The sequence below is a fragment of the Clostridia bacterium genome, assembly GCA_028698525.1.
Lineage (GTDB): Bacteria > Bacillota > Clostridia > JAQVDB01 > JAQVDB01 > JAQVDB01.
Genome location: JAQVDB010000004.1, coordinates 37,078 through 51,637, shown reverse-complemented (window position 1 = coordinate 51,637; position 14,560 = coordinate 37,078). Strand labels below are relative to the sequence as shown.

Here is a 14,560-nt window from a genome sequence, read left to right as displayed (position 1 = left end):
AGTTACAAAGGTACGATAGAAAGTATTTTGCTCCCTTGATAGAAAGACAGACAAAAAGGGTTGATGAAAAGTCGATGGATATAAAACAGCGTCAAAATAATTTTAAAGAAGTAGAACTTTCTCTTTCCCAAAAGGAAGCAGTGGATGAAGCATTGCGATGTATGCGTTGTGATGTAAAACAATGAAAGGGGTGAAACAGCATGATAGAAAATATCACTTTACAGATAGATGGTGAAAGCATAACTGTGCCGGAACAAAGTACTGTATTGGAAGCTGCAAAAAAGGTGGGAAATAACATACCCACATTATGTCATATGGAAGAAACTGGGGGTATAGGAGCTTGTCGTATTTGTGTTGTAGAGATAGAAGGCGCCAAAACTTTAATGCCCGCTTGTATTACTAATGTATGTGAAGGAATGAAGGTAAAAACCGGAACTGCCAGAGTAAGAAATGCTAGGAGGACAATACTTGAGTTGATGCTTTCAAATCATGAAGGTGACTGTCTTACCTGTTCCAAGAGCGGAAAGTGTGAGCTGCAAAAATTGTGTGAAGAGATGGGTGTAGATAGGGACCGGTACAAGGGTGAAAAAAGCAAAAAAGTGTATGATGATAGCAGTCCTGCTATTATAAGGGATTCCGGGAAATGTATTTTATGCAGGAGATGTATAACCCAATGCAGCCAGGTACAGGGGGTGCATTCCATTACAATTCTCAAAAGGGGTTTTGATACAGTAGTTGCACCGGAAGGATTGCATAGCTTGATGGATGTATCATGTGTCCAGTGCGGACAGTGTACGCTGGCGTGTCCTACAGGAGCGATCACCGAAAAAAGTTATATAGACCAAGTCTGGGCAAATTTAGAGGATGCTGATAAACATGTGGTTGTGCAGATTGCTCCCGCTGTGCGAGTGGCATTGGGAGAGGAGTTTGGCATGCTGCCAGGCTCTATAGTGACCGGTAAAACTGTTTCTGCCCTTAAGAGGATGGGGTTTGATAGAGTATTCGATACCAACTTCAGCGCTGACTTGACTATAATGGAAGAAGGTCACGAGCTGATAGAAAGGATGGAGACAGATCAGCCTTTGCCCCTGATTACTTCCTGTAGCCCGGGCTGGATAAAGTATTTAGAACATTTCTATCCTCAAATGACATCCCATCTTTCAACATGTAAATCTCCACAGCAGATGTTCGGAACGATAATAAAGACTTATTATGCTCAAAAGTTCAACATCCCTCCTAAAGATATTTATACTGTTTCAATAATGCCATGTACTGCAAAGAAATATGAGTGTGAACGTCCGGAGATGAATTCCAGCGGGCATAAGGATGTAGATGCAGTGCTTACAACAAGGGAATTGGCCAAAATGATAAAAGAAGCCGGAATAGACTTCAGTAAGTTACAAGACCATTCTTTTGACCTTCCCTTCAGTCAAGGCACAGGCGCAGGTGCAATATTTGGAAGTTCGGGGGGTGTCATGGAGGCTGCTGTTAGAACTGCCTATGAATTGCTGACCGGGGAAAAGTTAAACAAACTAGATTTTGATCAAATAAGGGGCATGGAGGGGATAAAGCAAAGTACTATAAATATAGGTGAAAGGCAATTAAAGGTTGCGGTAATAAACGGACTGAGTAATGCAAAGAAGATATTGGAAGCGGTAAGCAAAGGAGAACAGTATCATTTTGTAGAGATAATGTGTTGTCCTGGAGGATGTTTAGGGGGCGGAGGGCAGCCTATCTCAAATGATAAAAATATAAAAGAAAAGAGAATGAGGGCAATTTATCAGATTGATAAAACATTGCCTATAAGGAAATCTCACGAAAATCCTGCCATAAAGGAGCTGTACAGCAACTATCTGGGCAGACCCCTGGGTGTAATGTCCCATAAGCTGCTGCATACCACTTACTGTCAAAGGAGCAGGTTTTAGAGAGGCTATAGCCTCTTTTTTTTAGAAATTTTTACAACTAGAAAATGAATATAATTTCAGCTATAATATATTATGTAAACCTATGGGATGGTGTAATGCTTTTTGACGTCGTAGAGAGGAGGTATTTGCTAAATGAATAAAAAAAAGAAGATTTTGCTCATGGTGGTGTTGGTTGTAGTAGTGGCGAGTATTATGTTTGTTTATAATATATATAATAATCAACATGAATATATAACATATAATGAATTTATCAGCCAGTTGGGCAAGCAAAAAATAGATAAAGTATATCTTTCAGAGGGCGATAAGATAAAGGTGCTAGATAAAGATGGGACTCTATTTATCACTGACAATCCTAGAAAGCAAGACTTTAAAGAAATGCTGCTTTTGAAAGGAGTGGCAGTACAGGAGAAGGGTTATGAGTTCCAAATTCAATCTATATTAGGAACTGTGTTTTTTATCGGTACGATTGTTTTTTTGATGTATTATCTTTCCAAAAGGTCAGGCGGGATGGCTTCTAACAATATTTTAAAGATGTCATCGGCAGAAAAGACAGTTCAGGACAATGTTCAGATAAAGTTTGAGGATGTTGCAGGAAATTATGAGGCAAAACAGAGCATCAGAGAGTTGATAGATTTTATCAAAAATCCTGATAAATATTCAGTGTATGGCGCCAGACTACCCAGAGGCATAATACTTTACGGGCCACCGGGCAATGGAAAGACTTTACTTGCCAAGGCCTTGGCCGGGGAAGCGGGAGTTCCCTTTTATGCAGTGTCGGGTTCTGATTTTGTGCAGGTATATGTAGGGGTAGGAGCAGCCAGAATAAGAAATCTTTTCAAAAAAGCGCGACAGGCTGGCAAATGTGTTATTTTCATAGACGAAATAGATGCATTAGGCAAAAAGAGGGGCAGCGGTACAGATGGTGCCGGTGACGAAAAGGACCAGACATTGAATGCATTGCTCACAGAAATGTCCGGTTTTAATGAAAACGAAGGAATAGTGGTTGTCGCCGCTACAAACCGTCTCGATACTTTGGATGAGGCTCTTTTAAGACCGGGAAGATTCGATAGGCATGTGGAAATAAGGCTACCTGATGTAAATGAGCGTCTTGAGGTGCTCAAACTACATTCAGCAAACAAGCCGTTATCGGATAAAGTGGATTTAAAGGAAATCGCCAAACAGACTGTGTATTTTAGCGGTGCACAACTGGAAAATATGTTGAATGAGGCTGCAATCGTAGCTGCTGAAAGAGAAAGCCATGAAATAGATATGGTTGATTTGGATAAGGCCTTTTATAAAGTGGTAGCGGGAGATGAAAAAAAGGACAGGAGTACGATAGATATGCAGGATAGAAAGATCACTGCTTATCACGAGGCCGGACATGCCCTTGTTACAAAGATTATTGCTCCTGACAATACAGTCTCTAAGATAACGATAATTCCCAGTACAAAAGGTGCAGGAGGATTCAGCATGAACATACCCCCGGACAGAATGTACAGCACTAAATCTGAGATGGAAAACAATATTAAAATATCTATCGCTGGAAGGGCTGCCGAAGAGATTGTATTTGGCGAGCAAAACATCACATCAGGGGCATACAATGATATTGAAAAAGCTACCGATATATTGATGAATATGGTGAAAAGATTTGGGATGTATCGGGATACAGGTCTTTTGAATTATGATATTATGTATAAGAATAGTCTGCATGTTAATATAGATGGGGATATAGTTAAATATTGTAAGGAAAGGATGCAAAGTTTTTATACTCAGGTAAAAGCCCTTTTGAATAAAAACATCCATGTTCTTGATAAAATCGCCGAAAAGCTATTGGCGAAGGAAACGATAAACGAAAAAGAATTAAATGAGATCTTAAGCCAAACAAAAAAGAGTGCTTGAGGAATATATACTATCTATTGTAGAACACAAGTCAAAGAAATTCATGCTGAAATATAAAAGTATATTTGACAATAAATTTTTTAAAAGTTATAATTTATAATACACAGATCCACAGAGTTATCTATATTATAATTAAGAGGATTGATAGGTGGAAAAATATACTTCTTTTCAAGGAAAGTATACTGTTATATAATAATAAATAAAAGATGAGTTTATCCTGGGATGTGCGAAATTCCTGCAAATTTCAACCGACATTGATAATATGGGAGCTCGGGTTTGTCTATGGATGTCCTGCCTTGAGAGAGGACGACAGAAGTAGGGAGCAGAGCACCCACCTGCGAGAGAAGCGGGTATGAAATATGCAGGATTCGGCATCGCGGGACAATTAAAAACCCTCATATTTAAATATGAGGGTTTTTATAATTCACTAAACTGTTATTTCAAGTTATAATATTATTGGATAGAATATTTTTGATTAAATAATGAAAATACGGGTGCTACTTATGGGTGAAATAAATATTAAATTGAATCAGTTGGTATCAGCGCTTTCTTTGTCATTAGACCTTGCTGAAAATAGGGTATATGAACATGGCAGAAGAACTGCTTACATTGTTTTAAATATTTTACAAGCTTTGGACTTAAAAGACAGTCTGAAAGCCAAGATATATTATTCTGCATTACTACATGATATTGGGATGGCAGGTGCTTTGTCCTATGTGCATATAAATAATTTCCATGACAACCCCAAGTTTTTAGAACTCCATTGTGAATTAGGTTATGAGATTGCAAAACAACTTCCATTTGACGAGGAATTTGGTCAGTATATTCTTTATCACCATGAAAGATGGGATGGAAAGGGAGCAGATAGGTTGCAAGGAGACCAAATCCCTATAGGATCCCAGCTGATATTTATTGCAGATAGATTTGACATTGCCTTTTGTACTGTTAAACAAATGAGTTTATTCCAAAAAAAGTTAAAACTAAAGGAGTGGCTGGACAGTAACAGGTCAAAGCTGTTCAATCCGGAATATGTTGATATTTTATTATACATAATGGAAAAGGATAGTTTTTGGTTGGATTTAAATTCACATGAGTTAAAGCATATACTTTACAATATAGAACCTGAACAGAATGCCATAATAAATATAGAGCAGTTAGAAAAGATTTCTAATGCCTTTGGTGTCATCGTTGACAATAAGAGCAATTTTACATTTCAGCATTCAGCAGAATTATCCCATATAAGTGGTAGAATAGCAAAACATATGGGATATAGCGATTTTACTGCTAAAAAGATAAAGATAGCTGCTAATTTACATGATTTAGGCAAATTGGCAATTCCAAATGATATACTGGATAAGAAGGGCAAATTGAACCAGGAGGAGTTTACCATCATAAAGTCTCATCCATACTATACAAAGCTTATATTGGATGAAATTGAGGGTATTGAAGATATATCGGAATGGGCTGCAAATCACCATGAAAAACTGAATGGCCAAGGCTATCCAAGAAGGTTGAACAATGAGAATTTAACGGATATGGATCAGATAATTGCGGTATCAGATATTTATCAAGCTCTTATTCAGAGAAGACCCTATAGAGACTCTTTTGACAAAGCAGAAGCATTAGATATAATTGAACATATGGTAAAAGATGGTCTTTTGAGTTCTAAAATATATAATGCTTTGAGAGAAGTTGTTTAAAATATATATAATGAGCACACACTAATTAAAAACTGGAGATGTGCTATGGAAAAGATATGTCCTATATGTAATGGTCTTTATGAGTTAGAAGAATACTGTCCTAAATGTGGAAATAAGATGAAGACTGCAGGTGCAATTCAAGATTTTTACGGACCATACAGCCCTTATATGGGAAAAGAGTTTTATCAGGATTTGCCCGATTATAGATGTATTCATTTGATACATTGTTCAAACTGTGGCTATGACAAGAGGATAGAAGTCAGCATGGTTGAAATGTAAATAAATTAAATATAGATAAGGGGGAACGTTATAATGGATTTTAAAAACTTTAATGAGTTAGAGGCTTTAAAGCTTGCAATAAATACTGAAAGGGGAGGAATTAAATTTTATCAGCAAGCTTTGGACAAAGTAAATGATGATAAAGCAAAGGAACTCCTAGAAAAGTTGATAGAAGAGGAGAAAAATCATGTTAGGATCTTTACAGATCTATATGAAAAGTTTTCAAATTTTGATGATAATTATTTATTTGATCCTGAATATGCTCCTTATTTTGAATCCCTTGCAAAAACTAATATATTTTTTGGACAAGGCTCTTTAGAGGATAAGCTCAAGAGCATAAATAATGTTATGGATGTATTTGCTATTTCGATACGGGCAGAAAAAGATTCCATATCCTTTTATGAGGAGATGGCTCATTATACTAAAGACAAAGATGCCAGACAAGCCTTTGAAGCCTTGGTAGCAGAAGAGAAAACACATATAAAAGATATAAAGAAGCTGATGGCTGATATAATAACCGGTTGACTAGTTCTTCCGGTTATTATGCTTTATCCAGGAGTATTGATATTATTTATAAATATGGATGAACAGATTTTATTATAGTTCCCAAATTTGATATAATATACCTATAAAGCAAATATATAGATAAAAACCCTGATTATGAATATTTTTACAAGTGGTGTGTAATGTAGTACTTTGCGTTGATGTTTGGTGTAAACGGAAAAATATGCGAAGGGATGAGAGGAGAATGAAGACGACAAAACAAGGGGTAGTAGAAATATTAACCTTTGGAGGCTTTGATATCCGATATAATGGCAGTTCTCTATTGGATGACATGGGCCGCTCATACAGGATTCTAGATTTATTGAAATATTTTGTTTCTTTTAAAGGTAGAAAATTATTGCCCGATACTATTATGAATGACCTTTGGGAGCAAGAAGATTTTAATGATCCTAAAAATGTTCTTAGGACGCATATTTTTAGACTTAGAAAAATGTTAGAGCATCTCCAACGCAAAACTGGAATATCGGAGGTTTTATTCGATATTTATTTTTCCAATGGATATTATATATTTAATGTAGGGAAAAAGTGCATAATAGACTATGAAATATTTGAAATGATTATTGATAAAGCGGATAAAAACCGTGAATCAGGTTATTTGGACGCAAAAGGATATAGACAGGCTATATTCTTGTATAGAGGAGAATATATGGAGGGGCGTAATTGTGGTGACTGGATTATACCTATAAGAAATCGATATAATTGAATATATATTAAGTCTATAATAAAATTTATAGAAAATTTAAAATCTTATAATAGAGATAATGATATTATAGAAATTTGCGAAGAAGTTCTGATGATTGAACCGTATGAGGAAGTATTGAATATTTTTTATATGGAAGCTCTATTGAAAACAGGTCAAACCAAACAAGCAATGAGCCATTATGAATATATTACATATAAGTTGTATAAAGAACTAGATATAAAACCTTCTCATTCCATGGAAAGGATATATAAAAAGATACAAACAGAAAATGAGGAAAAAGAAATCAGCGATTTGTTTTTTATTGAAAAAAGACTGGTGGAACAGCTGGAAGAATGGGAAGGAGCATTGTTTTGCGACATAGATTACTTTAAATTTCTGTATAATCTAGAAAGAAGAAGAGGCATACGGTACGGAGCCAATTCCTGTTTATGCTTAATAACAATTTCTTGTTCGGATAATATAGATCCACCCTCTGACAAGCTAAATTGGGCGATGGATAAATTAAAACAGGTATTGCTCTTTCGATTGAGAAAAGGAGATGTTTTTTCTTTTTGGAACCAAAGCCAAGTGATCGCTATTCTATCAGAGATTGAACGAGATAATTTAACCATGATAAGCAAAAGAATTGAGAAGAGCTTTAAAGATAAGGTAAAAGATCATTTGTTTGTTTTACAATTTAAATTTCGATCGATAATATCCACAAAAAAGTTTGCTTAAAATCCCGGTTTTACCGGGATTTTTTCTGTAATCAATTTGTAATTGGTTTAAAATTACAAATTGATTTTTTTTTAATTAGGTTGAAGTCTATTTGAGCGAGACTTGAAACGACAGAATGTTATCATCTAATCAAGCATGGCATATAGGGTAGAACGAGCAATTGACTGCATTTTTCAGGGCTTAAAAACACTAAATTTGAGGATGAATGGAGGTGATACCGTTTATGAGGAAAATAAAAGTATCGTTGGTCTATTTAATATTAACAGTTTTGATCGGATCGATAGGGTTTCCCATAGTTTCTTATGGTAGCGAATCAAGTCCGGAGTTATCATCAGAACAATTGTTGAGCCTAGAAACAACAGAACCGGATGGGCAGTTATCTCAAACGGAAGAGTTAGCTCAAAAGGACGATGATAAGCAGGAACAGCAATGTGAACAAGAACAAGAGCCCGAGCAACCAAATCCTTCTTTTAAGATAAATATTGTTGCAAAACAGGATTTATACCGTGCAGGGGATACAGCAAAATATTCAATAAAGATTATAAACGATGGGAATGTCGATCTAGAGGATGTAGTAATAAAGGACACGCTTATAGGCATGGAAAAGAAAATTGAGACATTGACTGTAGAAGCAGAGCACAAGTTTGAGATAGCATATAGCATACCGTCAATTTATCGAGGAAAATCTATTTCAAATAGAGTTTTAGCCAGTGGACGATATTTAGGACGAAGAGTAGATGGAAAAGACGAGGTTATAACCAAAGTATGTCCTAACTGGTTTATTGAAGAAGATGAATCAACAATTAACAGCAAAGGCCCGATAGCTACTGATAGCACGGAAGCAAATTCGGTTAAGACTAAAAGCGTTCAATTAGACAGTGTTCAATATCCAGATACAATCCAAGTGGACAAAGAAGCCCATGCTATACCGGGATGCAGAACCTATGAGGTAAATCTGAACATAACAGGGACCCCTCCTCCCAAACCTATTGATGTAATACTGGTTTTAGACAGATCAGGAAGCATGAATTCAGGCAGCCCTTCAGCCATGTATTATGCTAAACAGGCTGCCAGAAGTTTTGTACAAAAGGTGTTGGAAAATCCTAATAACAGGGTGGCGGTGGTGAGTTATGCTTATGAGGGGAAGTGGGCGTGGTGGCCTCCAGGTTTTGTAGGAGATTTAGGTAAAGATACTACAATTAATTGTGGTTTTGAAAACAATATAAATGATGTGGAGAATGCTATAGACAATATAGTCCCGGATGGCGGAACGAATACAGAGGCAGGTTTTGTACGGGCAAGGAATCTAATGACTGCTGATGGAAGGTCAGATGCAAATAAAGTTATAGTGATGTTGACTGACGGCGTTCCCACTTCAAGTATAGGCAATTACTATGGGCCTAATGAACCTGCCCAGCATAATGATCATACCGAGGCTGCTTATAAAGCAGGGCAGAGCTGTTTTGATATAGCTAGGGTGTTTACGGTAGGACTTTTAAACGAGGTTCCTCAGGTGAGTTTGGCAGTTGCTAGAGATACCCTTCGACGGGCACAAAACGCTGGTTATTATGAGACATTTTCTGCCGCCGACCTTTCTGATATATACGATGATATATCGGAACAGCTTGGTCATTCTGCTAAAGATGCAGTTGTGACAGATGTCATAAGTGAACATTTTGATTTAGTGCAGGACAGTTTTCAAACTGATCCGCAATCTGCAGTAGAGTATGACGAAAGCACACGCACCATTACATGGGCTCCGGGGACTATAATCAATGAGGCTAATTTAACTTATAGTATAAAGGCTAAAAGGACTTTTCCAGGTGGAGAAGATGTGCCTACCAATGATTGGGCAAGACTGAATTATACTGATGTGAATGACAACCAAGGGCAGACTAAGGATTTCCCAATACCTAAAGTGGATGTTCAGTCTCCTCTCAATGTAGATGCTGGGCCGGACAGAGAGATAATATGGGGAGATACTATCGGAATAGGAGATAACCTCCAGGTAACATGGGGATATCCTCCATACAATTACAAATGGACCTGTGATACCGACCCGGAATGGGAATCCACAGGACAAAATCCCTCAGTAAACCCGGATAAAGATACAACTTATACAATAACAGTTACAGATCAATACGGATGCACAAAGCAGGATACAGTTCTTGTTAAAGTGAAAAAAGGTAGCTTGACCATAACCAAAACTGTCCAAAATGAGAACACTGACAGGAAGTTTTCCATTTGGATTTACGGTCCTCAAGATAGAAAGTGGGCAGTGCTATTGCAAAATGGAGAAACGGCTACAATAAATAACCTGAAACCCGGCAGCTATACAATAAAAGAGGTTGTGCCTATGAATTTCCAAAAACTAGGTGAAGATCAGGATATAGTTGTTATAACCAGGGAGAATTTGGATGTAAGTATGACTATAACGAATAAGAAAGTCAATGATAAATGGTTCTATGACGAAGATGAAGTAATTAATAGATTCAATGTAAGGCTTTTAAATTGAGACACGGGGCGATGAAATGCTTGATAGATGCAAAAACAGAATATTTCCAGTAGTGAGTAAATTGGCGTTTCTAGCGCTTATAATTATTGGCTTGATAGTTGGTTTCTATCTGATAAAGGAATTTGATCCGAATAAAATCCTATCGTTAAATGACTATAGAATGTATGTGGTGAAAAGCGGGAGCATGAGCCCTACTATAAGGGTTGGAAGTCTTATCTTGGTTAAAGGCGTACACTATAACAACATTAAAGAGGGAGACATAATAACATATTCCGGAAAAAGTTCAGAGGCTGTAACTCACAGAGTGGTAGGGATTGAAAATCACACTGGGATAAGCTTTACAACAAAAGGAGATGCCAATGATACACCAGACCCTTTACAGGTAGAATCCAACCGATTGTTGGGTAAGGTAGTATTTTGTATACCCTACATAGGTAGAATTTTTGATTTTTTAAAAACCAAGATAGGTTTTGTCGCACTAACCATCATCATGCTTGCGATAATTGTATTGCCAGATTTATTTATAAAGTTTAGGAATATAAAAAAATAAGATTAAAGGAGATGTTTATATGAAAAAGAGAATAGTTTTGATAATTTCATTGGTTGCATTGGCATCCTTGTTGGTGATAGGAGGTACCATGGCGTGGTTCACCAATATCCCTGATCCAGTATTTAATAAATTTACCGCAGGTAGTGTCAAGGTGGAAGTAAATGAACACGATTTCCAGGATATAGAAAACTGGAATCCCGGTGATGTGACCGATAAAGAGGTGAGCGTTATAAGCAATGGTTCAAAAGCTACATATGTTAGGGTCGCCCTTACACCTACTTGGAGCAATGATGAATCAGTAGACAATGTTAAATTATACCTTAACACACAAGACTGGTTATTCTTTGATGAAGACCAAGATGGATTGCCTGACGATGGATATTACTATTATAAAGATATCTTAAATCAAGGTGATGAGACAAATAATCTTTTGACTAAGGTTGAGCTCATAGGGGATGCTACAGGCAATGATTATCAAGATGCTACCTTGACAATTAAGGTGGATGCCCAAGCTGTACAGGCGTCTAACGATGCATATAAGGATGTATGGGATTTAGAAGTTTTACCGACAGGTGTGGAACAATTTGGTACAGCCCATTAAACTCTGGATGTTACCCCTTTAATAAAGGAGGGGAAATATTATGATAAAAAGGGGTTTATGTTTAGGAGCAACTATATTTATATTGTCTTTTTTAATTGTACTGCTACCCATCAACTTTCAGAAAGCAAATGCATCAGATTTAGAGATTATAGGTAGTCAAGACGGTATTGCAGTAAAACCGCAAGGTGAGAAATTTTTCGATTTAAACAATTTAAATCCCGGGGACACCAAGACAGCTATGTTAAGCATAAAAAGTGTATATCGAGATCCATTTGATTTATATATGAGGGCAGAAAGAGTAGGGGAAGAACAGGAATATGATCTTTTTAATCAACTTAAACTTAAAGTGAATTATGATGGAACCTTAATTTTTGATGGCTCCATGACAGATTTTGCACGATCTAATATAAGTTTAGGTAGAATAAACAAAAATGACCACAAGCATCTTTTAGCTGAAGTATATCTGCCAGGCCGTGAAACAGGGAATGAGTTCCAAGGGAAAACCGTTGATGTAAGGTGGATATTCACCGCTCAATCCCTCACTTCTCCAGATGAAATAGTGGATATTGAAGATGAAGAAGTGCCTATTGGAGGAATAAAGTTTCCCGAAAGCCAGGAAGGAGCAGATAAAAAAGGTATCCCCAAAACAGGTGATAAAACATCTATATTAATATATGCAATGGGATTTATATTGGCTTTGATAGGAACCAAGATGGCAGTTAAAAGTAAAAACTAGCTGAGAGAGATATCCTCTCAGCTTTTTTATGTCTGTTCAATCTCCGATCAGGATCGGTTCATTGTCTGATGATGCTATATATGTTATAATGTCTCCGTGCTGGGAGGTGTTTGTGGTGGAATTTTCTAGATTTTTAAGACAAATAGAGTTTATAGCGGAAATCGATAAATTAAAAGAGATATACAGACAGAATGTTAAAATCAACAGTCTGGAGAGAGAAAATGATGCGGAGCATTCATGGCATATGGCGGTTATGGTTGTCCTGCTTAAGGAATATTTCATAGATCAGGATGTAGATATTTTAAAGGTTATAAAAATGGTATTGGTACATGATTTAGTAGAAATAGATGCAGGGGATACATTTTGTTATGACGAGAAAGGAAATCAGGACAAAGCTGAAAGAGAAAATAAAGCAGCACAAAGGATATTTAATATATTGCCTGAAGACCAAGCCGATGAGTTATGGAAGCTTTGGAGAGAATTTGAAGAGATGAAGACCCCTGAAGCACGTTTTGCAGCTTGTATGGATAGATTCCAGCCATTTATATTGAATTCCAGAACAGAAGGACATACTTGGCAAAAACCCGGGGTGAACAGTCGAAAGCTTTTGAAAAGAGTAGGGGTCTTGGAGCAAAATGCACCTGTGCTCTGGGAATATGTAAATTCAAGAATAGAAGAATTTATCGATAAAGGATATCTGAAAAGGTAGATATCCTTTATTTTGGTTTAGCGTTCTCTAAATAACTGTCAAGGTCAAGTTGATCATGCTCATTGAAGAATATCTTATAGCTCATATTTAAAAATATAATCACTGTGAGGGATACGCTGCCTAGTATGGTGAGCATAATGGCTATCTGGTATTTTATTGCGATTAGCGGAGATATCCCTGATAGAATTTGGCCTGTCATCATTCCCGGTAAGAATACTATTCCCATGCCCACCATTGAATTGATGGTGGGTAAAATGGCAGAATCGAATGAATTATTTATTATGTGTTTGGAAGCTGTTTTTGGGGTTGCACCCAGCATGAGTGCTGATTCTATCATATCTTTTTGATTTACCATCCCATCTATCAGTTTGTTTACTCCTAAGGATATTCCTGTCATGGAATTTCCAATCAACATCCCGGCTATTGGGATAAAGTACCTAGGCTCATACCAAGGGAGCAGGTTGATTACAACCAAAATAAAGTATATAAGGCTGATGAGTGTTCCTGAGACCATGGATAGGGCAATTATTTTTTTTATCTTTATAGACAGATTCAATTTTACTCTTTTGAATATGTTATATACTGCGAATGTTTCCATTACAGTTAGTAATAAGAGGGTGTATATGGGATGGCTATTTTGGAAAAAGTATGTAAGTATATAACCTGTCATGATCAATTGTAAAGTCATTCTAACCGATGAAATCAGGATTTCTTTTTCCCTAGGTATATGTCTTAACTTTACTATAATTATCAATAATATTAAAAATATATACGCGGCCATCATTTGCCAAAACGAAAGGTCGATAACATTATCCATTAGCAAGTTCTCCTTTACTCTGAAATTTTTCCTTTTTCAATGGGAATAGTGATATCTGCGTAAGCTTGTGATATATCGTTTGAATGTGTGACCATCACCAGAGTTTTATTATTTCTCTTTATAAAATCGATCATGTTGCCTATAACCATATGTTCTGTATTTTGATCCAGTGCTGACGAGGGCTCATCTAACAAAACCACATCAGGTTTCATCAATATGATTCTTCCAAGTGCTAGCCTTTGACTTTCCCCTCCTGATAATTTGTCTGCATCTTCATCTAAAGGTTTGTCCAACTCAACTGTTTTTAAGGCATAAAACAGTTGAGAATCATCCACCAGTGGTTTTTCAGAGAATTTTAATCCTATCATCAAATTATCTTTAATTGTGCCTGGAAAAATAATAGGGTTTTGTGGAAGCATAACTATTTGGCGTCTTAATTCTACGGAATTTATTTTGCTGATAGGACGATTTTTATAGTATATTTCCCCTTCTGTATAACTTATCATTTTATTGAGCAGCTTTAAAAGAGTGGTTTTCCCGCTTCCGCTTTTGCCTACTATGCATGTTATTTTGTTGGAAGGGATTGTCAACTGCTTGATGTCTAAAATTTCTTTGTATTTAACATTTTCTAATCTAAACAAAGAGTTTTCCCCTTTCAAATTACTTTTATTTATAAATTTGATCATCTATCAATCCAAATAAAAAATTCTAGTACAGCGTTTAGATAATATTTTCCCACCAATACTAGCTATTGTCAATCATATAAACAGTGATTTTTATAGGCAATTGATTTAGTTGACAATGATTGAGTATATTGACATAATCAATATATGTCAATATTAGCG

Annotated in this window: 15 protein-coding genes and 1 other RNA gene; 14 read left to right on the top strand and 2 right to left on the bottom strand. The window is 36.4% G+C overall.

Annotated elements, in window-relative coordinates; translation table 11 throughout:
• From PHP06_01160 to PHP06_01095, 14 genes are all read left to right on the top strand, one after another.
• The coding region (locus PHP06_01160; protein ID MDD3839168.1) for a hypothetical protein at positions 1-185 on the top strand (185 nt) is incomplete at its 5' end.
• Between the two features lie 15 nt (positions 186-200).
• Positions 201-1,925: an NADH-dependent [FeFe] hydrogenase, group A6 gene (locus tag PHP06_01155; protein ID MDD3839167.1), complete on the top strand. Its 1,725-nt coding sequence runs from the start codon at positions 201-203 to the stop codon at positions 1,923-1,925.
• A gap of 132 nt (positions 1,926-2,057) precedes the next feature.
• Complete coding sequence (locus tag PHP06_01150) at positions 2,058-3,824, top strand: ATP-dependent metallopeptidase FtsH/Yme1/Tma family protein (GenBank protein MDD3839166.1); 1,767 nt, start codon at positions 2,058-2,060, stop codon at positions 3,822-3,824.
• A gap of 211 nt (positions 3,825-4,035) precedes the next feature.
• Positions 4,036-4,211: non-coding RNA, 6S RNA (gene ssrS / locus PHP06_01145), on the top strand.
• A 116-nt stretch (positions 4,212-4,327) separates the two neighbouring features.
• Positions 4,328-5,524: an HD domain-containing protein gene (locus PHP06_01140; protein ID MDD3839165.1), complete on the top strand. Its 1,197-nt coding sequence runs from the start codon at positions 4,328-4,330 to the stop codon at positions 5,522-5,524.
• Between the two features lie 45 nt (positions 5,525-5,569).
• Entirely contained in the window at positions 5,570-5,803 is a 234-nt protein-coding gene (locus tag PHP06_01135) for a hypothetical protein (GenBank protein ID MDD3839164.1), read from the top strand.
• A gap of 33 nt (positions 5,804-5,836) precedes the next feature.
• Positions 5,837-6,328: a ferritin family protein gene (locus PHP06_01130; GenBank protein ID MDD3839163.1), complete on the top strand. Its 492-nt coding sequence runs from the start codon at positions 5,837-5,839 to the stop codon at positions 6,326-6,328.
• A 223-nt stretch (positions 6,329-6,551) separates the two neighbouring features.
• On the top strand, positions 6,552-7,070 hold the full coding sequence (locus tag PHP06_01125) for a winged helix-turn-helix domain-containing protein (GenBank protein MDD3839162.1): 519 nt from the start codon (positions 6,552-6,554) through the stop codon (positions 7,068-7,070).
• A 27-nt stretch (positions 7,071-7,097) separates the two neighbouring features.
• Positions 7,098-7,787: a bacterial transcriptional activator domain-containing protein gene (locus PHP06_01120; protein ID MDD3839161.1), complete on the top strand. Its 690-nt coding sequence runs from the start codon at positions 7,098-7,100 to the stop codon at positions 7,785-7,787.
• Between the two features lie 223 nt (positions 7,788-8,010).
• Complete coding sequence (locus PHP06_01115; protein ID MDD3839160.1) at positions 8,011-10,302, top strand: VWA domain-containing protein; 2,292 nt, start codon at positions 8,011-8,013, stop codon at positions 10,300-10,302.
• A gap of 16 nt (positions 10,303-10,318) precedes the next feature.
• On the top strand, positions 10,319-10,852 hold the full coding sequence (locus PHP06_01110) for a signal peptidase I (GenBank protein MDD3839159.1): 534 nt from the start codon (positions 10,319-10,321) through the stop codon (positions 10,850-10,852).
• Between the two features lie 19 nt (positions 10,853-10,871).
• Complete coding sequence (locus tag PHP06_01105; GenBank protein ID MDD3839158.1) at positions 10,872-11,453, top strand: TasA family protein; 582 nt, start codon at positions 10,872-10,874, stop codon at positions 11,451-11,453.
• A gap of 40 nt (positions 11,454-11,493) precedes the next feature.
• The gene (locus PHP06_01100) at positions 11,494-12,189 is read left to right on the top strand and encodes an LPXTG cell wall anchor domain-containing protein (GenBank protein ID MDD3839157.1); all 696 of its coding nucleotides are present in this window, start codon (positions 11,494-11,496) and stop codon (positions 12,187-12,189) included.
• 88 nt (positions 12,190-12,277) lie between these two features.
• On the top strand, positions 12,278-12,898 hold the full coding sequence (locus PHP06_01095) for an HD domain-containing protein (protein MDD3839156.1): 621 nt from the start codon (positions 12,278-12,280) through the stop codon (positions 12,896-12,898).
• 7 nt (positions 12,899-12,905) lie between these two features.
• On the opposite strand, the gene fetB is transcribed toward PHP06_01095, so the two are convergent.
• On the bottom strand, positions 12,906-13,715 hold the full coding sequence (fetB, locus tag PHP06_01090; GenBank protein MDD3839155.1) for an iron export ABC transporter permease subunit FetB: 810 nt from the start codon (positions 13,713-13,715) through the stop codon (positions 12,906-12,908).
• 14 nt (positions 13,716-13,729) lie between these two features.
• The gene (locus PHP06_01085; protein MDD3839154.1) at positions 13,730-14,356 is read right to left on the bottom strand and encodes an ABC transporter ATP-binding protein; all 627 of its coding nucleotides are present in this window, start codon (positions 14,354-14,356) and stop codon (positions 13,730-13,732) included.
• Between the last annotated feature and the right edge of the window lie 204 nt (positions 14,357-14,560).

What these genes read in the sequence shown, in the direction of transcription:
- PHP06_01155 (MDD3839167.1), top strand. Translation starts at nt 201, where the DNA reads ATGATAGAAAATATCACTTTACAGATAGATGGTGAAAGCATAACTGTG.
- PHP06_01150 (MDD3839166.1), top strand. Translation starts at nt 2,058, where the DNA reads ATGAATAAAAAAAAGAAGATTTTGCTCATGGTGGTGTTGGTTGTAGTA.
- PHP06_01140 (MDD3839165.1), top strand. Translation starts at nt 4,328, where the DNA reads ATGGGTGAAATAAATATTAAATTGAATCAGTTGGTATCAGCGCTTTCT.
- PHP06_01135 (MDD3839164.1), top strand. Translation starts at nt 5,570, where the DNA reads ATGGAAAAGATATGTCCTATATGTAATGGTCTTTATGAGTTAGAAGAA.
- PHP06_01130 (MDD3839163.1), top strand. Translation starts at nt 5,837, where the DNA reads ATGGATTTTAAAAACTTTAATGAGTTAGAGGCTTTAAAGCTTGCAATA.
- PHP06_01125 (MDD3839162.1), top strand. Translation starts at nt 6,552, where the DNA reads ATGAAGACGACAAAACAAGGGGTAGTAGAAATATTAACCTTTGGAGGC.
- PHP06_01115 (MDD3839160.1), top strand. Translation starts at nt 8,011, where the DNA reads ATGAGGAAAATAAAAGTATCGTTGGTCTATTTAATATTAACAGTTTTG.
- PHP06_01110 (MDD3839159.1), top strand. Translation starts at nt 10,319, where the DNA reads ATGCTTGATAGATGCAAAAACAGAATATTTCCAGTAGTGAGTAAATTG.
- PHP06_01105 (MDD3839158.1), top strand. Translation starts at nt 10,872, where the DNA reads ATGAAAAAGAGAATAGTTTTGATAATTTCATTGGTTGCATTGGCATCC.
- PHP06_01100 (MDD3839157.1), top strand. Translation starts at nt 11,494, where the DNA reads ATGATAAAAAGGGGTTTATGTTTAGGAGCAACTATATTTATATTGTCT.
- PHP06_01095 (MDD3839156.1), top strand. Translation starts at nt 12,278, where the DNA reads ATGTCTCCGTGCTGGGAGGTGTTTGTGGTGGAATTTTCTAGATTTTTA.
- fetB (MDD3839155.1), bottom strand. Translation starts at nt 13,715, where the DNA reads ATGGATAATGTTATCGACCTTTCGTTTTGGCAAATGATGGCCGCGTAT.